Annotated in this window: 2 protein-coding genes; both read left to right on the top strand. The window is 74.6% G+C overall.

Annotation, left to right across the window (positions count from 1 at the left end; translation table 11 throughout):
* Positions 1 to 15: 15 nt before the first annotated feature.
* The gene (locus BJ992_RS16055; protein ID WP_184988219.1) at positions 16 to 23,097 is read left to right on the top strand and encodes a non-ribosomal peptide synthase/polyketide synthase; all 23,082 of its coding nucleotides are present in this window, start codon (positions 16 to 18) and stop codon (positions 23,095 to 23,097) included.
* A 41-nt stretch (positions 23,098 to 23,138) separates the two neighbouring features.
* Positions 23,139 to 23,348, top strand: coding sequence for an MbtH family protein (locus BJ992_RS16060; protein ID WP_184981785.1), 210 nt, complete (start codon positions 23,139 to 23,141; stop codon positions 23,346 to 23,348).
* Positions 23,349 to 23,387 lie beyond the last annotated feature (39 nt).

Below are 23,387 nucleotides of genomic sequence, written 5' to 3' on the forward strand. Positions count from 1 at the left end.
GTGCTCGAGCACGCGATGACGTACTGGCGGAACCGGCTCGCTCCGCCGCCGCGCGAGATCCCCCTCCCGGCCGACCGTCCCTACCCGCCGTCGCCGACCGTCAAGGTCGAGACCCGCACCCGGCCCCTTCCGGCCGCCGCGCCGCACGACGCGCTGCTCGCCGCGTACGCCGCGCTGCTGCACCGGTACGCCGGCACGCCGGACGTCACCTTCGGGTGCGACGGGCTGCCGCTGCGTGTGGAGGCGCGCGGCGGTACGACCTTCGGCGAGCTGCGCGCCGTCGTCGCGGCGGCTCTGGACGAGGCCCGTGCGCACCGCGTGCCGCTCGCCGCGCTCGCCGCCGAACTCGGACCCGAGCCGACCAGGGGTGGCGGGCTTTTCTTCAACACCGCGTTCCGAACGGGTGACGGCCCTTCCGCGGAAGGCGCCGACGCAGGCGCCGCGACCAGCGCCAAGGACGGCACTCCGGACGGCACTCCGGACGGCACTCCGGACGGCGCCTCGGACGGCGCCGAGGGAGGGACGCTCGATCTGGTGGTGACCGTCGCAGGCGGTGAGGTGCGTGCCGCGTACCGGGCCGACCTGTTCGACGCGGCGACCGCGGACCGGTTGCTCGGCCACTACACGTCCCTGCTGCTCGACGGTCTCACCCGGCCCGGCGTCCCCGTGGGAGACCTGGAACTCCTCGACGCCGGCGAACGGCACCAGATCATCACCGAGTGGAACGCCACCGCGCACGACGTGCCGGTGCGCACCTGGCCGGAGATGTTCGCCGAGCAGGTACGGCTGCGGCCCGGCGCCGTCGCGCTGGTCTTCGGAAAGACCCGGCTGACGTACGCCGAACTCGACGACCAGGCCGGCCGGCTCGCGGCGGCCCTCGCCGCGCGCGGCGCCGGACCCGAGAAGGTCGTGGCGCTCGCCGTCCCCCGGTCCGCCGAGATGATCGTCGCGCAGGTCGCCGTGCTGAAGTCCGGCGCCGCCTACCTGCCGATCGACACCGACTACCCGCGCGACCGCGTCGCCTACATGCTCGGCGACGCGCGGCCGGTCTGCGCCGTCGTCACCCGGGAGACCGAGGACGACGTGCCGGCGGACACCGGGATCCCCCTGCTGGTGCTCGACGCCGACGAGACCGTGCGTGAACTGGCCGGTCACGACCCCCAGGTGGACGCCGGGGACCTGTCGGCGGGTAACGCCGCGTACGTCATCTACACCTCGGGGTCCACCGGCCGGCCCAAGGGGGTCGTGCTGTCGCACGGCGGCGTGGCCAAGCTCGTCGCCACCCAGAGCGAACGCTTCGGTGTCGGGCCGGCCGCTGTGGTGCTGCAGTTCGCCTCACCGGGGTTCGACGTCGCGTTCTGGGACCTGTGCCTCGGGCTGCTGTCCGGCGGACGGCTGGTCGTCGTGCCGTCCGAGCTGCGGTACCCCGGTGCGGAACTCGCCGCGTACGCGCGGGCCAACGGCGTCACGTTCATGATCCTGCCGCCGGCGCTGCTCGCGGCCATGCCCGAGGACGTGCGGCTCCCCGAGGCCGCCACGCTGCTCGCCGGCACCGAACGCGTGTCTCCCGAGCTGGTCGCGCGGTACGCGCCGGGCCGCATGATGTTCAACGCCTACGGCCCCACCGAGGCCACCACCAACTCCACCCTCGGCCTGTGCGATCCCGGCATCGCGCCGGGCTCCATCGTGCCGATCGGCGTCCCCGACCCCGGGACCCGCGCGTACGTGCTCGACGCGCGGCTGCGGCCCGTGCCCGCCGGGGTCACCGGTGAGCTGTACCTCGCCGGTGAGGGGCTGGCGCGCGGGTACCTCGGCCGGGCCGGGCTGACGGCCGAGCGGTTCGTCGCCGACCCGTTCGGCGGGCCGGGGGAGCGGTTGTACCGGACCGGGGACCTGGTGCGGTGGCGGGCCGACGGACGGCTGGAGTTCCTCGGCCGGGCCGACGCGCAGGTCAAGATCCGGGGGTTCCGGGTGGAGCCCGGGGAGATCGAGTCGGTGCTGCGGGGTCATCCCGCTGTGGAGCAGGTCGCGGTGGTGGTGCGGGAGGACCGGCCGGGGGATCGGCGGCTCGCCGCGTACGTGGTGCCGGTCACGGCCCCTGCCGAGCCCGCCGAGCGGGTCGCGGAGTGGAAGGACCTGCACGAGCTGCTGTACACCGCGTCCGGGGAGGAGTTCGCCGGGTGGAACAGCATGTACGACGGCCGGCCCATCCCGTTGGAGGAGATGCGGGAGTGGCGGGACGCGACGGTCGCGGCGATCCGCGAGCTGCGGCCCCGGCGTGTGCTGGAGATCGGGGCCGGCAGCGGCCTCGTCCTGACGCGGCTCGCCGGGGAGTGCGAGACGTACTGGGGGACCGACCTGTCGCAGGAGGCGATCCGTGCGCTCCGCGCGCGTGTGGACTCCCTGCCAGAGCTCGCCGGCCGGGTCGAACTGCACGCGCGTCCCGCGCACGACCTGACCGGCCTCCCCGCCGGGTTCTTCGACACCGTGGTCGTCAACTCCGTCGTCCAGTACTTCCCGAGCGCCGAGTACCTGACCGAGGTTCTCCTCGGTGCCGCCGCGCTCCTGGCCCCCGGTGGCCGGATCTTCGTCGGCGACGTCCGCAACCTGCGCCTCCTGCGCACGCTGCGCGCCGCCGTCGAGACCCGCCGCGGCACCGCCGACCTGCCGTCCGCCGTCGACCGCGCCGTCCGCTGGGAAGGGGAACTCCTCCTCGACCCCGACTACTTCACCACCCTCGGCCTCGACGCCGACATCCGCGTCAAACGCGGTTCGCATCACAACGAGCTGACCCGTTACCGGTACGACGTCGTCCTGCGCACCTCACCCGCGGTCGCCGCGGACGAGACGACCGAGGTCCCCTGGACCCGGGTCGGCGGCCTGGCCGCGCTCGCCGCGCTGCTGGAGGAGAACCCCCGCCGCCTGCGCGTCACCGGCATCCCCAACGCGCGACTGACCGAGGACCTCGCCGCTCTGCGCGCCGTCGACCCCGAGCCGGTCCGGCCCGGTGACGTGGTGGATCCGGAAGAGCTGTACGAGGTCGGGGAGCGGTTCGGGTGCCGGGTGGGGGTGAGCTGGGACGGGAGAAGCGGGGACGGGGCTCTGGATGCGGTGTTCGCGGGGGACGAGGGGGTCTACCGCAGGGGTGGGGGGTGGCCGCTCGCCAATCGGCCGGTGCCGTTCCGGGACGTCTCCGGGTTGATGCGGGGGTTGCGGGGGTTCGCTGCGGAGTGGTTGCCGGAGTACATGGTGCCGGCGGCGTTCGTGGCGGTGGAGAGGCTGCCGGTGACGGCGAGCGGGAAGCTGGATGTGGCGGCGTTGCCGGTGCCGGAGTACGGGACGCTCAGTGCGGGACGGGGGCCGCGGGGGCTTCGCGAGGAGGTGCTGTGCGGGCTGTACGCCGAGGTGCTGGGGGTGGAGGCCGTCTCGGCGGAGGACGACTTCTTCGTGCTCGGCGGGGACAGCATCGTGGCGATCCGGCTGCTGGTGCGCGCACGGGAGGAGGGGGTGCGGCTCACCTCGCGTGACGTGTTCCGGCATCGGACGGTGGCCGCGCTGGCCGCGCTGGCCGCGCCGGCCGGGGTCGCCGCGCAGGAGCACGACGAGGAGGGACGGTCGCCGGCCGGCTCGGCGGAGGACGCGCGGATCGAGGCGGAGGACGGCGGTGCGGGGGAGGTCGCCGGTCTGGGGGAGGTGGCCGGTCCCGGGGAGGTCGCCGAGGTGTTGCCGCTCAGTCCTTTGCAGGAGGGGTTGCTCTTCCACGCCGAGGTGGACGGGGCGGACGCGGACGCGTACGTCGTGCAGCAGGTGATCGCGCTGGCCGGGCCGGTGGACGGCGCGGCCTTGCGGGTGGCGGCGCAGCGGGTGCTGGATCGGCACTCGGCGTTGCGTGCCTGTTTCCGGCGGCTGGACGACGGCCGGGCCGTGCAGGTCGTCGCGGCTCGGGTCGAGGTGCCGTGGCGGGAGGTCGACGGGGTCGACGTGGATGTGGTCGCGGCGCAGGAGCGGCGGCGGCCGTTCGACCTCGGTCGTGCGCCGCTGGTGCGGTGCGCGCTGGTACGCGTGGGGGAGAGGGAGTACCGGCTGGTGCTGACGTTCCACCACATCGTGGCGGACGGGTGGTCGCTGCCGGTGCTGCACCGGGAACTGCTGGCGTTCTACGGCACGACGGACCCGGCCGGTGCGGCGCCGGCGTACCGGGACTTCCTGACGGCGCTCGCCTCGATGGACCGGGACGCGGCGCTGGCGGCATGGCGGGAGGCGCTCGCGGGGGTCGACGAACCCACACGGCTCGTCGAGGCACCGGCGGAAAGGCAGGCGATCGACGCGGCGCAGGTGCGGGTCGAACTGGGGGAAGAGGAGACGGCTCGGCTGCTGGCTCATGCGCGAGAGCTCGGGGTCACGGTGGGGACGGTGGTGCAGGGGGCCTGGGGGCTGGTGGCGGGGGTGGTGACGGGGCGGCGGGATGTCGTGTTCGGCAGCACGGTGTCGGGGCGGGACGTCGCGGTGGCGGGGATCGAGTCGATGGTCGGGTTGTGCATCAACACGCTACCTGCCCGGCTGCGGTGGCGGCCGTCGGACACGCTGGCCGCGATGCTCACGCGGTTCCAGCAGGAGCAGGCGCGGCTGCTCGGGTGTCACCAGGTCGGGCTCGCGGAGGTGCAGCGGCTCGCCGGGCCGGCGGGGACGGGTGGGTTGTTCGACAGTCTCGTCGTGGTGGAGAACTATCCCGGTGGGGACGGCGTCGCCGACCCCACCGGCGTGGTGCGGATCACGGGGCACGAGTTCCACGACGCGGTGCATTATCCGGTCGCGCTGATCGCCAAGCCGGGACGGCGGCTGGACCTGCGCCTGAAGTACCACGAGCGGCGCGTGGACGCGGCGACGGCCGCTTCGCTGGCGGACCGGCTGGCGCGCGTCCTTCGCGCCTTCGCCGCCGGCCCCGCACGGCTCGTGGCGGACGTGGACGTCCTGACCGGCGCCGAGAAGGCACTGGCGACACCGCAGGGGGAGACGCGGGACGTGGCCGCGACGACGCTGGCCGCCGCGTTCGAGGCGCAGGCGGCGCGGACCCCGGACGCGACCGCCGTCGTCGGCGAAGGGCGGAGTCTCACCTACCGGGAGCTGGACGCGCGGGCCGAGGTCCTGGCCCGCCGGCTGCGGGCCGCAGGCGCCGGGCCTGAGCGGTTCGTCGCCGTCGCCGTGCCCCGGTCGGCCGGCCTGATGGTGGCGCTGCTCGGCGTGCTCAAGTCCGGCGCGGCCTACCTGCCGCTGGACCTGGACTATCCGGCGGACCGCTTGACCCACATGCTCACCGACTCAGGCGCCACCACCGTCGTCACCACCGCCGCCACGGCCCTGTCCCTCCCCGGCGAGGTGTCGCCTCTTGTTCTGGAGGACGACGGCGACGTCCGCGCGTCCGGGAGAGCCGGTGCCGCGGGGGACACCACGACGTCCCGGATCCCCGGTGACGTCACGGACGGCACGGCAGGCGCTCTCGCCGGGCCGGACGACCCCGCGTACCTGATCTACACCTCCGGATCCACCGGCCGGCCGAAGGGGGTCGTCGTCACGCACCGGGCCATCGTGAACCGGCTCGCCTGGATGCAGGGGGAGTACGGGCTGACGGCGGACGACCGGGTGCTGCAGAAGACGCCGTCGAGTTTCGACGTGAGCGTCTGGGAGTTCTTCTGGGCCCTGTGCGAAGGCGCGGCGGTGGTGCTCGCGCGGCCGGACGGTCATCGCGATCCGGCGTACCTGGCGGGGCTGATCCGCGACGAGGCGGTCACCACGATGCACTTCGTGCCGTCCATGCTGGAGGCGTTCCTGCAGGTGGACGAGGTCACCGGCGATCCGTCCTGGTCGGCGTCGCTGCGGCGCGTGTTCAGCAGCGGCGAGGCGTTGCCGGGGGCCGCGGCGGCTCGCTGGCTGGAACTCACGGGGGTGCCGCTGCACAACCTGTACGGGCCGACCGAGGCCGCCGTGGACGTGACCTACCACTGTTGCGACGGCACCGCCTCCCGCGCCGCCACCGACGCGGGCCGCCTCATCGCTCAGGACGTCGTCGTGCCGATTGGCCGGCCGGTGTGGAACACCGGCCTGCGGGTGCTGGACTCCCGCCTGCGACCGGTGCCTCCCGGCACGCCGGGGGAGCTGTACCTGACCGGGGTGCAGCTCGCACGCGGCTACCACGCACGGGCCGGGCTCACCGCCGAGCGGTTCGTCGCCGACCCCCGCGGCGGGCCGGGGGAGCGCATGTACCGCACCGGTGACCTGGTGCGCCTGCGCCGCGACGGCGTGGTCGAGTACCTCGGCCGCACCGACCGCCAGGTCAAGCTGCGCGGCAACCGCATCGAGCCCGGCGAGATCGAGGCCGCCGTCACCGCGCACCCGTCGGTGTCCCGCGCCGCCGTCACCGTGCGCGACGGCCGCCTCGTGGCCTACCTCGTCCCGGCCGGGACGCCGCACGTCGAAGCGCCGGCGGGCCTGGCGGAACCGGCCGGGGCGGCGGACCTCGCGGCGACGCTGCGGGCCGCGCTGGCGGAGGCGCTGCCCGCGGCCATGGTGCCGGAGGCGTACGTCGCGCTGGAGGAGCTGCCGCTGACGCCGAGCGGCAAGCTGGACCGCGACGCGCTGCCGGCCCCGCAGGCGGTGCGGGCCGCCGCGCGCGCGCCGCGCACCGAGGACGAACGGGTCCTCACCGGCATTTACGCGGACGTGCTCAAGCTCGCCGAGGCCGGTGTGGACGACGACTTCTTCCTGCTCGGCGGGGACAGCATCACCTCCATCGGTGTCGCCGCGCGGGCCCGCCGGGCCGGGCTCGACGTGACACCGCGCGACGTGTTCACCCACCGCACCCCGGCCGCTCTCGCGACCGCCGCCGGTCGTGTCCGCGTCCCCACGCAGACGTCCGGTGAATCGTTCGGCTTGACCGAGGAGGAACTGGGCCGCGTGCGGAGGCTCGCCGGGGAAGACGTGACCGACGTCTGGCCGCTGACGCCGTTGCAGGAAGGGCTGTTCTTCCACGCGACCTTCGACACCGGTTCGCTGGACGTCTACACCGTCCACGAGTCCTTCGACTTCCCCGCGGGGCTGGACGCCGACCGGCTGCGGGCCGCCGCCGTGTCGCTGCTGGCGGGGAACCCGGGGCTGCGCGCCGGGTTCACCAGCGACGGACTGCGCCGGCCCGTGCAGTTCGTCGCAGGCGACCTGCCGGTGCCGCTGGAGGTCGCCGACCTCTCCGGTCTTCCGGACGGCGAACGGGAGGCGCGGCTGCGTGAGCTGACCGGCGACGAGCGGACCCGGCGGTTCGACCTGGACCGGCCGCCGCTGTTCCGGCTGCTGCTCATCAGGCTCGGCGCGGGCCGCGGTGACCGGCTGGTCGTCGGCCGGCACCTGTTGCTGTGGGACGGCTGGTCGGCCTGGCTGTTCCTGGAGCGGCTGTTCGCGCTGTACGCCTCCGGCGGCGACCCGGCCGGGCTGCCGGCGGCCGGTTCCTCCCGCGACTACCTGGCCTGGCTCGCCACCCAAGACCTCGACGCCGCCGACGCGGCATGGCGCGCGGCGCTGTCGGGCCTGGCGGAACCCACGTTGCTCGCCGAGGCGGCCGGGGACACGCGGACCGGCGGCGTCCTGTCGGAGCCCGTCGACCTGCTGCTGCCGCAGGAGCTCGGTGACCGGGTGCGGGACGTCGCGAGGCGGCACGGCCTGACGCTGAACACCGTGTTCACCGCCGTGTGGGGCCTGGTGCTCGCCACCGCCACCGGCCGCACGGACGTCGTGTTCGGCACGACGGTCGCGGGCCGGCCCGCCGAGGTGCCGGACGTGGAGAACGTCATCGGCATGTTCCTCAACACCGTCCCGGCCCGCATCGCGTTCGACCCCGCCGAACCGGTCCTCACCCTGCTGCGGCGTGTGCAGGACGAACGGCTGGAACTGCTGCCGTACGAGCACCACGGCCTCGGCCGGATCCAGGCGGCCAGTGGTCACCGGCGGCTGTTCGACACACTGTTCGTGATGCGCGACGGCGACACCGAGCAGCGCCTCGCCTCCCTCGCGGACCGGTACGGCGCGCACGCCGTCGCCAACGTCGACGCCACCCATTACCCGGTGAACGTCGTCGTGACCCCGGGCCGCCGCATCAAGGTCACCGTCGCCTACCGTCCCGACGTCGTGGACCACGACCGGGCCGCGGCGCTGCTCGACCGGATCGCCGCGGTGCTCGGCCGCCTCACCGCCGACCTGTCGGCACCCGCCGGCCGGCTCGACCCGCTGCTTCCCGCCGAACACGCCGCGCTGGACCGGAGTCACACCGTGAGCCGCGTGGACGTCCCCGAGGAGACCGTCGCCGGCCTGCTCGCCGCGCAGGCCGTCCGCACCCCGGACGCGACCGCGCTGGTGGCCGGTGACCGGTCCGTGACGTACGCCGAGCTGGACGGCCGCGTGAACCGCATGGCACGCCTGCTGCTGTCGCGCGGCGCCGGGCCGGAACGGGTCGTCGCGCTCGGCCTGCCGCGTTCCATCGACACGGTGGTGGCGCTGTTCGCGGTGCTGCGGACCGGCGCGGCGTACCTGCCGCTGGAGATCGACCACCCGGCGGAACGGCTCGCCGCGACCCTCGGCGACGCCGGGCCCATGCTGCTGCTCACCACCGGCGCGGTCGCGGCCCGGCTCGACGGCGCGGTGCCGGACGTGCCGCGGGTCCTGCTCGACGGCCCGGACGCGCGCGCCGAGCTGGACGCGCTCGCCGCGGGGCCGCTCACCTCGCGGGAACGGCCGCCGTTCAGCCTGGAGCACCCCGCGTACGTGATCTACACCTCCGGCTCCACCGGCAGGCCCAAGGGGGTCGTCACGCCGTACCGGGGACTCACCAACATGCAGCTCAACCACCGCGCCGAGATCTTCGCACCGGCGGTCGCGTCGGCCGGCGGCAGGCGGCTGCGCGTCGCGCACACCGTGTCGTTCGCGTTCGACATGTCGTGGGAGGAACTGCTCTGGCTCGTCGAGGGCCACGAGGTGCACATCTGCGACGAGGAGCTGCGGCGGGACGCCGAGGCGCTCACCGCGTACTGCGACGCGCACCGCGTGGACGTCGTCAACGTCACCCCGACGTACGCGCATCTGCTCATCGAGAACGGCCTGCTGGAGGGCCACCGGCCGCCGCTGGTGCTGCTCGGCGGCGAGGCCGTGCCGCCGGCGCTGTGGACGGTGCTGCGCGACACCGGCGGCACCTACGGCTACAACCTGTACGGCCCCACCGAGTACACCATCAACGCGTCCGGCGGCGGCACGCACGACAGCGAGACCCCGACCATCGGCCGGCCCATCCGCGGCACCCGCGCGCACGTCCTGGACGCCTGGCTGCGGCCGGTGCCGGACGGCGTACCCGGTGAGCTGTACCTCGCCGGCACCGGCCTGGCCCGCGGCTACCTGCGGCGTCCCGACCTGACCGCCGAGCGGTTCGTCGCCTGCCCCGGCGGCGAGCCGGGGGAACGCATGTACCGCACCGGTGACCTGGTGCGCCGCCGGCCGAGCGGCGAGCTGGACTACCTCGGCCGCACCGACGACCAGGTGAAGATCCGCGGCCACCGGGTGGAACCCGCGGAGGTCGAGGCGGCACTGGCCGCGCACCCCGGGGTCGCGCGGGCCGCCGTCGTCGCCGCGGCCGACCCGCTGCGGCCGGGTGACCGGCGGCTGGTGGCGTACCTGGTGCCGGCCGCGCTCACCGGCGCCGAACGCCGGGCCGCCGAACAGGCCCGCGTGGGGGAGTGGCGGGAGATCTACTCCGACGAGTACGCGCGCATCGGCACCGCCGTCCACACCGAGGACGACTTCGCCGGATGGGACAGCAGCTACGACGGCCGGCCCATCCCGGTGGAGCACATGCGCGAATGGCGTGACCGCACCGTCGAACGCATCCTTGAGCTCGGTCCGCGCCGCGTCCTTGAGATCGGCGTCGGGTCCGGTCTGCTGCTGTCCCGGCTGGCGCCGCACGCAGAGGCGTACTGGGCCACCGACTTCGCGGCCCCCGTCATCGGCAAGCTCCGCGACGACCTGCGCCGCGACCCGGCGCTCGCCGCCAAGGTCGAGCTGCGTCACCTCGCCGCGCACGACCGCACCGGCCTGCCTGCCGGGTACTTCGACACCGTCGTCGTCAACTCGGTGGCGCAGTACTTCCCGAGCGCCGGCTATCTCACCGAGGTGATCGACGGAGCGCTGTCGCTGCTGGCCCCCGGTGGAGCCTTGTTCATCGGCGACGTGCGCAACCTGCGCCTGGCCCGCGCGTTCCACACCGCCGTCCAGCTCACCCGCGGCGGCGAACCCGGCTCCGACCGGCTCCGCCGAGCCGTGGAACGCGGCCTCGCCATGGAGAAGGAACTCCTGCTCGACCCCGACTTCTTCACGACCTTCGGCCACCCCGCCGACCTGCGCACCAAACGCGGCACGCACCACAACGAACTGACCCGCTACCGCTACGACGTCGTCCTCCACACCGGCGTCCCCGCCGTGGAGCTCGGCGGCGAACCGGTCGTGACGTGGCGATCCCTGGCGGATCCGGCGGGTACGGCCGAGAGCGGACCCGCGGACGGGCCGGCTCACGGCGATGCGGCGGACGTGGCGCGGCTCGCCGCCTGCCTGCGGGACGACGCTCCGGCGCGGCTGCGGGTGACCGGCGTCCCCGACGGCCGCCTCGCCACCGAACCCGGCGGCACCGCCGGAGTGGACCCCGAGACGCTGCACGAACTGGCAGCCGCGTACGGCTACCGGCTGCTCACCACATGGTCGGCCACCCCCGGCGCGTACGACGCGGTGCTGGTCGACGGCGGACCGGACGGCTGGGACGGCCGTGGCGCCGTCGCGGGGCTGTACCGGCCCGCCGGGGCCGCGGCGCACGCCAACACTCCGGCGGCCGGTCAGGACGCCGACGGGCTGGTGCGGCGGGTGCGGGAGGACCTGCGGCGGCGGCTTCCCGCGTACCTGGTCCCCGCCGCCTTCGTCACGCTGGACCGGCTGCCGATGAACGACAACGGCAAGCTCGACGTGCGCGCGCTGCCGGACCCCGAGCCCGTGGCGCCGTCCGCCGGTGGCCGCGCACCCGCCACACCGGCCGAGGAGGCGCTGTGCCGCCTGTTCGCCGACCTGCTCGGCCTGCCGGAGACCGGCCCCGACGACGACTTCTTCGACCTCGGCGGACACTCCCTGCTCGCCACCCGCCTGGTGAGCCGCGCACGCGCGACCCTCGGCGCCGAACTCGCCATCCGCGACCTGTTCGAGTCCCCCACCCCGGCCCTGCTCGCGGCCAGGCTCACGACCGCCGCACCCGCGCGTCCCCCCGTCGTGCCGGTCACCGAGCGGCCGGCCCGGATCCCGCTGTCCCCCGCGCAGCGCCGCCTGTGGCTGTCGGAGCACCTGAGCGGCGGCGACGCCTACCACTTCCCCCTGGTGTTCCGCCTGACCGGCCCGCTCGACATCGAGGCGCTGCGGCAGGCGCTCACCGACGTGGTGGACCGCCACGAGGTGCTGCGCACGGTCTTCCCCGGCCACGACGGCGAGCCCTACCAGCACATACTCCGCGCAGGGACGGTCACCGTCCCGTTCACCGTGACCGACGCGCCGCCGGCGGACGGGCCGGTCACGGACGTCGTGCCGGAGCCGTTCGGCCCGCATGGAACGGAAGAAGCGGTCGCGGACTTCGTGCGGCGGCCGTTCGACCTGGCTGCGGAGATCCCGCTGCGCGCGCACGTGTTCCGCACCGGGGAGAACGACCATGTGGTCGCGCTGGTACTGCACCACATCGCCACCGACGAGTGGTCCGACCGGCCGTTCCTCACCGACCTCGGCACGGCGTACCGGGCCCGGCAGGCCGGTCAGGCACCGCAGTGGACCCCGTTGCCGGTGCAGTACGCCGACTACACGCTCTGGCAGGAAGAACTTCTCAGGACGGAACCCGACGTAAGGGACGGTGCGGCGGCGCGGCTACTCGCTGAACCCGATGCAGGGGACGGTGCGGCGGCGCGGCAACTCGCTGAACCCGGTGCAGGGGACGGTGTGGCGGCGGGGCAACCAACTGGACCCGGCGTGGCGGACGGTGTGGCGGCGCGGCAGCTCCGCGTCTGGCGGGCCGCGCTGGACGGCATGCCGGAGGAGATCACGCTGCCGCTCGACCGCGGACGGCCCGCAGTGCCGTCCGGCACAGGCGGCACCGTGCGGGCCGAGGTGCCGGCGGAGACCTCGCGAGCCCTGCGTGAGCTGAGCGCACGCACCGGGACCAGCATGTTCATGCTGCTGCAGGCCGCCGTGGCGGCCCTGCTGCACCGCATGGGAGCCGGGGACGACATCCCGCTCGGCGCACCCATCGCGGGCCGGACCGACACGGCGCTCGACGACCTCGTCGGGTTCTTCGTGAACACCTTGGTCCTGCGGACCGACCTGACCGGCGATCCGTCGTTCACCGAGTTGCTCGCGCGGGTGCGGGACGCCGACCTCGCCGCGTTCGAGCACCAGGACCTGCCGTTCGAACGGCTCGTCGAGACGCTCAACCCGCCGCGCGTGCCGGGACGCAACCCGTTGTTCCAGGTCATGCTCGGCTACCACCACCGGCCGGACGGCGACCCCGAGGTGCTCGGCATGCCGGCCGAATGGTGGCCGGTCCACGCCGGGACCGCCAAGTTCGACCTCGACTTCACGTTCGTCGACCACACCACCGAGAACCGCCTCACCCTGCTGCTCGAATACGCGGCCGACCGCACCGGCCCCGAGCCGGCCCAGGCCCTCGCCGACCGGACCGTGCTCCTGCTGGAGAGACTCGCCGCCGAACCCGGCCGTCCGCTGTCGGAGATCTCCGTGCTCACCCCCAGCGAACTGGCCGCGTCCCTCGGCGAATGGAACGCCACCATCCGCCAGGTGGACCGTCGCACCGTGCCGGAACTGCTGGCCGCGGCCGCCGCCGCGCACCCCCGCAGGACCGCGCTGGTCACCGCGAGTGGCACTCTGACGTTCGCCGGACTGGCCGGCCGCGTGGACGCGCTCGCCGCGCTGCTCGCCGCGCACGGCGTCACCACCGGCGACGTCGTGGCCCTCGCACTGCCACGCGCCGACACCGTCCCCGCGCTCCTCGCGGTCCTCACCACCGGCGCCGCCTACCTGCCACTCGACCCCGCACACCCCGCCGACCGCCTCGCGCACACCCTGGCCGACGCCACCCCCTCCCTGATCATCACCACCACCGCACTCGCCACCTCCCTGCCACCCGGCCACCGTCCGACACTCCAGCTCGCCACCAGGGACGGCTCCGCGACCGCGCCGCTCGGCACCGAGGACGGCACTCCGGCCGGCCCCGCGCTCCTGCTGCTCGACACCTGGGACGGCACCGCACCCGGTCCCGCGCCGAAGCCGCGGCTGTCACCGGAGTCCCTGGCCTACGTGATCTACACCTCCGGCTCCACCGGCAGACCCAAGGGGGTGCTCGGCACGCACGGCGGCCTGAGCAACCTTTTCGGCTCGCACGCCGAGGACATCATCGGACCGGCGTGCCGCGCCGCCGGACGGGACGCGCCGCGCGCCGTCCACGCCGCGTCGTTCAGCTTCGACGGCTCGTGGGAACCGCTGCTGTGGCTGCTCGCCGGCTGCGAACTGCACGTCGTGGACGAGGCCACCATGGCAGAACCCGCCGCGCTGCTCGGCCACATCACCGAGCGGCGGATCGACTTCGTCGACCTCACCCCCACCTACCTCCAGGAACTGGCCCACCTCGGCTTCCTCGACCCCGGCCGGCCGGGCCACCGGCCCGCCGTGGTCGCCGTCGGCGGCGAAGCCGTGTCCGCGTCGCTGTGGGACCAGCTCTGCGCGCTCCCCGGCGTGACCGCGCACGACCTGTACGGCCCCACCGAGTGCGCCGTCGACGCCTACGGCCGCCACGGCGCGAGCCCCGGACGGCCACGACCCTGGGCCGCGCCGCTGGCCAACACCCGCGCGCACGTCCTGGACACCGCGCTGCGTCCGGTACCCCCTGGCGTGCCGGGTGAACTGTACCTGGCCGGTGCCGGTCTCGCGCACGGCTACCTCGGCCGTCCCGGCGCCACCGCCGAACGGTTCGTCGCCGACCCCTACGGCGGCCCCGGCGAGCGGCTGTACCGCACCGGCGACGTGGTCCGCCGCCGTCTCGACGGCGCGCTCGAATTCCTCGGCCGCGCCGACGACCAGGTCAAACTCCGCGGCTATCGGGTCGAACCCGGTGAGATCGAAGCCGCACTGCGCACCCACCCGTCGGTGGCCCAGGCCGCCGTACTGCTCCGCGAGGACACCCCAGGGGTACGGCGCCTGGTCGCCTACGCCGTTCCCGCCGCGCACAGCGAAGACCACAGGCGAGCCGGTTCGCCGGCCGAGCGGGTGGCCGGTTCCACGTATACGCGCATCGACACGGCGGAGCTGCGGGAGCACCTCGCCGTTCTGCTGCCTGAGTACATGGTGCCGTCCGCGTACGTCACGGTGCCGGCGCTGCCGCGGTCGGTCAGCGGCAAGCTGGACCACCGCGCGCTGCCGGCGCCGGACGACACGCACACCGCCGCGCGCCGGCCGAGAGACGCTCGCGAGGAGATCCTGTGTGAGGTGTTCGCGGCGGTGCTCGGCGTGCCGAGGGTCGGGCCGGACGACGACTTCTTCGCGCTCGGCGGTCATTCCCTGCTGGCGACCCGGCTCATCGGCCGGGTACGGACCGTGCTGAGCGCCGAAGCCGATCTGCGCGCCGTGTTCGAGGCGCCGACCCCGGCCCGCCTGGCCGGTCGGCTGCGCGCACCGGACGGCGACCTGCCGGCCCTCGCGCGTCGAGCAATGGAGGTCGCGCCGCTGTCGTCCGCGCAGCTACGCCTTTGGCTGCTGCACCAGGTGGAGGGCCCGAACGCCGCCTACAATCTTCCCGCCGCGTGGCGGCTGCACGGCGAGCTGGACGTCGCCGCGCTGACCGCCGCCGTACTGGACCTCGCCACGCGGCACGAGCCCCTGCGCACCGTGTTCCCGTCCCGCGACGGCGACCCGCACCGCCTGCTCCTCCCCCCGGAGGCGCTGCGCGAGGCCGTACGCACCGAGCACGTCACCGAGGAGGAACTACCGGCCCGGCTCGCCGCGTCCGCCGCACGTCCCTTCGCACTCGACCACGAACCACCGCTCCGCCTGGAGGTCTTCCACCTGCGCGCCGGCGCTCCGGCCGCCGCGCCTTGCGAGCACGTGCTGCTGCTGGTGACGCACCACATCGCGACCGACGAGTGGTCCGACGGGCCGCTGTGGCGGGACCTGGCCACCGCCTACCAGGCACGGCTCGCCGGTCGCGCTCCTGCCTTCGCGCCGCTGCCGGTCACGTACGGCGACTACGCGGCCTGGCACCGCGACCTGCTCGGCGACCCCGGTGACCCGCAGGCGCGGCAGAACCGCCTGGCGGACCACTGGCGCCGCGCGCTGGACGGCCTGCCGGAGGAGCTGCCGCTGCCGGCCGACCGGCCCCGGCCCGCGGAGGCGTCCCACCGTGGCGGCGCGGCGGCGCTGACCATCGGCGCGGACCTGGAGCGTGAGCTGCGCGCGCTGGCCCGCGCGCACGGCGTCAGCATGTTCATGCTCACGCAGGCCGCCGTCGCGGCGCTGCTGCACCGGCTCGGCGCCGGGGACGACATCCCGCTCGGCGCACCGGTGTCCGGCAGAGGGGACGAACGGCTGGAGGACCTCGTCGGGTTCTTCGTCAACACGCTGGTGCTGCGCACCGACCTATCCGGCGGCCCGACGTTCGCCGGCCTGCTCGACCGGGTACGTGAGACCGACCTCGCCGCGTACGAGCACCAGGACCTGCCGTTCGAACGGGTCGTGGAGGCCGTCGGCCCGGCGCGGTCACCGGCCAGGCACCCGTTGTTCCAGGTGATGGTCGTGTACCTGCCGGACCGGGGGGCCGCACCCGAGCTGCCTGGTCTGACCGCGCGGCCGGAACCGCTCGGCCAGGCGACCGCCAAGTTCGACCTGAGTTTCGACTTCGCCGAGCGCGACGAGGACGGCGGCATCGACGGCTGGATCGAGTACAGCGCCGACCTGTTCGACCACACGACCGCCGAAGCCCTCGGCCGCCGCCTGGTGCGGCTCCTCGAACAGGTCGCCGCCGACCCGACGCGGCCGGTGCGGGACCTCGACGTGCTGGAGGACGCCGAGCGGACCCTGGTGCTGCACGAGTGGAACGCCACCACGCGCGACGTCCCCCGCCGCACCCTGCCGGAGATGTTCCGCGCGCAGGCCGCACGCACCCCCGATGCTCTGGCCCTGGTCGACGGCACGCGACGGCTCACGTACGCCACGCTCGACGCGCGGGTGGACCAGGTGGCACGGACCCTCGCCGCTCTCGGCGCGGGCCCCGGCCGCACCGTGGCCGTGGCGCTGCCGCGCTCCGCCGACCTGGTGATCGCGCTGCTCGCCGTCCACCGGTCCGGCGCCGCCTACCTGCCGCTGGACACCGGCTACCCGGCCGAACGCGTCGCCTTCATGCTCCGCGACGCACGTCCCGCTCTGGTCCTGCGCGACGGCCTCCCCAATGATGTCCGACCCGCGGCCTACGACCTCGCCACCGGCGCGTGGATCGACGAGACCGCTCCCGGCTCGCGGTCCGGCGGTTCTCCGAGTCCCGCCGAGAAGCCCCGAGCCGGGGGAGTCGATTCCCCGACACCTGGCCGTGGAGCGCCGCCGCCGACGTACGACCCGCGTGACCCGGCGTACGTGATCTACACCTCGGGGTCCACCGGACGGCCCAAGGGGGTGGTGGTGCCGCACGAGGGGATCGCCAACCGGCTGCTGTGGATGCAGGACACCTACCGGCTCACCGGGGACGACCGGGTGCTGCAGAAGACGCCGTCGAGTTTCGACGTGTCGGTGTGGGAGTTCTTCTGGCCGCTGGTCACCGGCGCGGCGCTCGTGGTGGCCAGGCCCGAGGGACACAAGGACCCCGCGTACCTGGCCCGCGTCATTCAGGACGAAGGGGTCACGACGGTGCACTTCGTGCCGTCCATGCTCCGCGCGTTCCTCGACGAGCCCACCGCCACCCGGTGCACCGGTCTGCGCCGTGTGCTGTGCAGCGGTGAGGCGCTGCCGGCCGACCTGGCGGACCGCTGCCACGCCGTGCTGCCGGCCGAGCTGCACAACCTGTACGGCCCCACCGAGGCGTCGGTGGACGTCACCGCGACGCTCGTCCCACCCGGTGCGGCCGTCGTGCCGATCGGCCGTCCCGTGTGGAACACCCGCGCGTACGTCCTGGACCCGGCCCTGCGTCCGGTGCCTCCCGGCGTCCCCGGTGAGCTGTACCTCGCGGGGGTCCAGCTCGCGCACGGCTACCTGCGCCGTCCCGGTCTCACCGCCGAGCGTTTCACCGCCGACCCCTACGGCCTTCCCGGCACCCGCATGTACCGCACCGGCGACCTGGCCCGCCACCTCCCCGGCGGCGCGCTCCAGTACCTCGGCCGCACCGACGACCAGGTCAAGATCCGCGGCTTCCGCGTCGAACCCGCCGAGGTCGAGACCGCCGTCACCGGCCATCCCGCCGTGTCCGCCGCCGCGGTGACCGTGCAGGACGGACGGCTGGTCGCGTACGTCGTCCCCGCCACCGTGGACCCCGCCGGCGTGCGCGAGTACACGCGGACGGTGCTGCCGGAGCACATGGTGCCGGCGGCGGTCACCGTGCTCGAGGCGCTGCCGCTGACACCGAGCGGGAAACTCGACCGCAAGGCCCTGCCGCGCCACGACTTCGCCGCCGGCGCCGGACGGCTGGCGCCGCGCACGCCTGGCGAGGAACTGGTGTGCGGGCTGTTCGCCGAGGTCCTCGGCGTGCCGCTCGCCGGCGCGGAGGACGACTTCTTCGCGCTCGGCGGGGACAGCATCGTCGCCATGCGCCTGTCCGCACGGGCCCGCGCCGCCGGCCTGCCGGTCACCCCCCGGGACGTGTTCCGCCACCGGACCCCCGCCGCGCTGGCCGCGCTCCTTCCCGCCGCGGACCACCTCGGTGTGCCATCGACGCGCACGGCGGAGGACCGGGACGCGGAGTCCGCCGGGGACCGGGACGCCGCATCCGCCTCCCTTGCCGGCGTCACCGTGCCGGACACCGACGTGTGGGGCCGGAACCCTCTCACCGAGGCGGAACGGGCCGAGGCCGAGGCATGGCCGGGGGACGTGCTGCCGGTCACGCCGTTGCAGGCGGGCCTGCTGTTCCACGCGTCGTTCGACGCGGGGGACGACGGGCCGGACGTGTACACGGTGCAGGTGGCCTACGACCTCGAAGGACCGCTCGACGCGGCGCGGCTGCGTGCGGCGGGACAGGCCGTGCTGGACCGGCACGAGAACCTGCGGGCCGGTTTCCGCCACCTGTCGTCCGGCCGTCCGGTGGCCGTCGTACCGCCGGTGGCGGCCCTGCCGTGGCGCGAGGCCGACCTGTCCGGCCTGGACGACGCGACGGCGGCGGACCGCTGGGAGAGGTGCCTCGCCGAGGAACGCCGCAGGTTCACCCCCGCCGAGCCGCCGCTGCTGCGCCTCCTGCTGGTGCGCCTCGCGCCGGAGCGCCACCGCCTCGTCCTGTCCCACCAGCACCTCCTGCTGGACGGCTGGTCCCTGCCGCGCCTGGTACACGAACTGTCCGGCCTGTACGGTCGCGCGCCGCTCACCGCGACCCCGGCGAGTGACCGTGTCTCTTCCTTCATCGCGACCCCGGAAGACGACCGTGTCCCTCCCTTCACCGCGACCCCGGCCGGTGACCGTGTTCCCTTCCTCACCGCCACCTCGGCAGGCGGCCGTGTCCGTCCGTTCCGTGACCACCTGGCGTGGCTGGCCCGCCAGGACGCCGAGGCGTCCGGCGCCGTGTGGCGTGCGGCGCTGCACGGGCTCGACGGCCCGACGCATCTGGTGCCGGCCGATCCGGACCGGCCGCCACTCGTCCCTGAGACGCTCACCACCGAGCTGAGCGAGGAGCTCACCGGAAGGCTGACCGCGTTCGCTCGTCAACACGGCCTGACCCTGAACACACTCGTCCAGGGTGCCTGGGGTGTCGTGCTGTCCCGGCTCACCGGACGGGACGACGTGGTGTTCGGCGCCACCGTCTCCGGCCGTCCCGCCGACCTGGACGGCGCCGAGTCGATGCTGGGGCTGTTCATCACGACCGTCCCGGTCCGCGTCGCCGTACGCGACACCGAACCGGTGGCCGCGTACCTGTCCCGCCTCCAGGACGAGCAGTCCGCGCTCATCGCGCACCACCACCTGGGACTGGCCGAGATCCAGCGCCACGCGGGCCACGGCGACCTGTTCGACACCCTGATCGTCTTCGAGTCCTACCCGGTCCCCGAGGAGGAGACCGGTGACCCCTCTCCGGCCGACGACACCGGCGGCCACCTGCCGGGGACACGGCCGGCCGGTGACCCGGCACCCGGCGGGACCCCGGCGAGGATGCCGCGTGTCACCGTCCGCGAGCACAGGGACGCGACGCACTACCCCTTCACCTGGGCCGTCGAACCAGGAGAACGACTCACCCTGACCGCCGAGTACCGCGCCGACCTGTTCGGAACGCCGGCGGCCGAGCGCATGCCGGCCGCGATGATCCAGGTCCTGACCACGATCGCCGACGACCCGGCACGACCTCTCGGCACGGTGGACATCCTCACCCCCGAGACCCGCCACACCATCCTGTCCACCTGGAACACCACCGGCCCCACCGCCGATGGCCGCCGCAGTGTCCCCTCCACCTGGAACACCACCGGCAGCACCGCCGGCACCGGCCGCACCGTCCCCCCCACCCGGGACGACACCGGCCGTGCCGTCCCGTCCATCTGGAACGGCACCGCGCCGTCCACCGTCACCGAACTGTTCCAGCGGCAGGCCGCGAACTCCCCCGACGCCGCCGCCGTGGTGTCCGGCGCGCTGACCTGGACGTTCGCCGAGCTGAACGACCGTGCCAACCGTCTCGCACGGCTGCTCACGGCAGGCGGCGCGGCGCCGGAGCGTCTCGTGGCCCTGTCGCTGCCCCGTACCGCGGACCACGTCGCGGCCGTACTCGCGGTGCTGAAGTCCGGAGCGGCGTACCTGCCGCTGGACCCCGATCTCCCTCCGGCCCGCGCCGAGGAGATCCTGGCGGACGCCTCGCCGTGTCTGATGGTCACCACCACGGGAACGGACAGCGGGGCGGGGGCCCATGTCCCGCGTATGGTGCTGGACGCGCCGGAGACGGTGGCGCGGCTGGCGGCGTCGGACGGCGGGAATCCGCCTGAGGCCCCGGATCCCGCGCACCCCGCGTACGTCATCTTCACCTCGGGCTCCACCGGCCGTCCGAAGGGTGTGGTGGTGACGCACGGCGGTGTGGCCAACCTGTTCCACAGTCACCGGCGCACCCTGCACGAGCCCGCGCGGCGCGCCACAGGACGGCGGCACCTGCGGGTCGGACACGCCTGGTCGTTCTCGTTCGACGCGTCCTGGCAGCCGCAGCTCTGGCTGCTGGACGGCCACGCGCTGTACATCATGGACGACGAGACACGCCGGGACCCCGAGCTGGCCGCCGCGTACGTCCGCGCGCACCGGCTGGACTTCCTCGAGGTCACCCCGTCGATGTTCGCGCAGATGGCCGACAGCGGCCTGATCGGCGACGGCGAGTGCCCGCTCGCCGTCGTCGGGGTCGGCGGCGAGGCCGTGCCGGGACCGCTGTGGGACCGGCTCGCGGCACTACCTGGCACGGCGGCGTTCAACCTGTACGGCCCCACCGAGGCCACCGTGGACGCGCTGGTCGCGCGCGTCGCCGACACCGGCCGGCCTGTGGTCGGCAGGCCGGTCGCCGGCACCCGCGCCTACGTCCTCGACGGGGCCCTGCGTCCCGTGCCGCCGGGGGTCACCGGCGAGCTGTACCTGGCAGGCGCGGGCCTGGCCCGCGGCTACCTCGGCCGGCCCGGCCTGACCGCCGAGCGCTTCACCGCCGACCCGTTCGCGGTCCTCGCCGGTGAGCCGGGTGCTCGCATGTACCGCACCGGCGACCTGGCCCGCTGGGACGAGGAGGGCCGCGTCGAGTACCTCGGCCGCGCCGACGACCAGGTCAAGATCCGCGGCTTCCGCGTGGAGCCCGCCGAGATCGAGGCCGTCCTGCGCCGCCACCCGTCGGTCGCCGAGGCCGTCGTCGTGCCTCGCGAGGACACCCCGTCACTCAAGCGCCTGGTCGCCTACGTCGTCCCCGCCGTCACGACCGGCGCCTCACCCGGGACCGGGATCGACACCGACGGCGGTGTCCCGTACAGGCAGGTGGCCGCCGGGCCGCTGGAGGCGGCCGGGTTGCGGGCCTGGGCCGGGACGTCGCTGCCGGACTACATGGTGCCTGCGGCCGTCGTGGTGCTCGACCGGTTGCCGGTGACGCCGAACGGCAAGCTGGACCGTGCGGCCCTGCCGCCGCCTGACCTGACCGGCGGCGGGGGCCGCGCGCCGCGGACCGAGGCCGAGCGTGTGTTGTGCGAGGTGTTCGCCGAGGTGCTCGGTGCCACCGGGCTCGGTGCCGACGACGACTTCTTCGGACTCGGCGGGGACAGCATCGTCGCGATGCGCCTGGTCGGCCGGGCCCGCGCGGCCGGGTTGCGGCTCACGCCGCGCCAGGTGTTCCGGCACCGCACCGTCGCCGCGCTGGCCGCCGTCGCGGTTCCCGTGACCCCGCACGGCATGGAGGACGGGGACCGGTCGTCCGAAGTGGGGACGGTGCCGCTGACGCCGATCATGCGTGCCATGCGGGAACGCGGCGGCCCCATCGACGGCTACCACCAGGTGGCGCTCGTCCGGACCCCCGCCGCGCTGGACCTGACGGCGTTGCGTGTGATCCTCCAGGCGCTCGCCGACCGCCACGCCATGCTCCGAGCGCGCCTCGACCGGACCGGACCCTGGACGCTCCAGGTGCCGGAACCCGGCACGGTGGACGCCGCCGGCTGGATCGACCGGGTGGACGTGACCGGCGCGGACGACGCCGCGCTGCGGCACGCCGTCGCGGAGCACGCGCGCGCGGCCAGGGCATGGCTGGCGCCGGACGCCGGACGGATGGTGCGGGCCGTGTGGTTCGACGCGGGCCCCGGCCGTCCCGGACGGCTGCTGCTGATGATCCACCACCTGGTGGTGGACGGCGTGTCGTGGCGCGTGCTGCTGCCGGACCTCGCCGCCGCGTGGACGGACGTCGCCGCCGGCAGGCCGGTGACGGCGGTACCCGCCGGGTTGCCGTTCCGCCGATGGTCGGAGCTGCTCACCGAGCGGGCCACCGGCCGGGCGACGCGGGAGGAGCTGCCGCTGTGGACGTCGATGCTCGCCGGAGGCGGCGCGCTGCCGCTGCCGCGCGCGCTCGACCCGGACAGGGACATGGTCGCCACCACCGGGTACCTGTCCCTGACCCTGCCGCCGGACCGCACGGCGCCGCTGCTCACCCGGGTGCCGGCCGCGTTCGGGGCGACCGTGAACGACGTGCTGCTCACGGCCCTGGCCGTGGCGGTCGCGGACTGGCGCCGCCGCAGGTCCGACGGCGGCACGTCGGTGCTGGTGGACCTGGAGGGACACGGCCGCGAGGAGGAACTGGCGGATGACGCGGACCTGTCGCGCACCGTCGGGTGGTTCACCAGCGTCGTACCGGTCCGCCTGGACACCGGGACGGCCGACCTGGACGACGCGCTCGCCGGCGGCCCCGCGCTGGACGACATCCTCGGCGGGGTGAGCGAGCACCTCGCGGCCCCGCCGGTCGCGGGACTCGGTCACGGCCTGCTGCGCCACCTCGACCCGGTCACCGGGCCGGTCCTCGCGGCGTACCCGGAGCCGGACGTCGAGTTCAACTACATGGGCCGTTTCGGCCACCCCGAGGCCGCCGACTGGTCCTACGCGCCGGAGGAGGACGCCGCCGACCTCGACGCCGACCCCGGCATGCCGCTGTCGCACGCGCTCACCGTCAACGCGCTCACCGAGGACCGCGCCGACGGCCCCCACCTGACGGCGCACTGGGCCTACGCCACGGAACTGCTCGCGGAGGACGACGTCCAGGACCTGGCCGGCACCTGGTTCCGCGCCTTGCGGGCCCTGGTGAGCCGCGTCACCTGAAGACCACGCGTCATGACAACCGAACGAAAGGAAACACGACCATGACCAACCCCTTCGACGACCCCGACGGCGTCTTCCTCGTCCTCGTCAACGCCGAGGGCCAGCACAGCCTGTGGCCGCAGTTCGCCGAGGTCCCCGCCGGCTGGGACACCGCGTACGGACCCGCACCCCGGCAGTCCTGCCTCGACCACGTGGAGGCCAACTGGACCGACATGCGGCCCCGCAGCCTCGCCGCACGCGACACCGCCTGACCCCGCGGGAAACGTGAAAGGCCGGGCCGCGTCACGCGG

This window comes from Sphaerisporangium rubeum, assembly GCF_014207705.1.
In the GTDB taxonomy this organism is placed as follows: domain Bacteria; phylum Actinomycetota; class Actinomycetes; order Streptosporangiales; family Streptosporangiaceae; genus Sphaerisporangium; species Sphaerisporangium rubeum.

Bases quoted from the DNA above. Each gene is read 5' to 3' on its own strand.
- BJ992_RS16055 (WP_184988219.1), top strand. From the start codon at position 16: ATGACGTACTGGCGGAACCGGCTCGCTCCGCCGCCGCGCGAGATCCCC.
- BJ992_RS16060 (WP_184981785.1), top strand. From the start codon at position 23,139: ATGACCAACCCCTTCGACGACCCCGACGGCGTCTTCCTCGTCCTCGTC.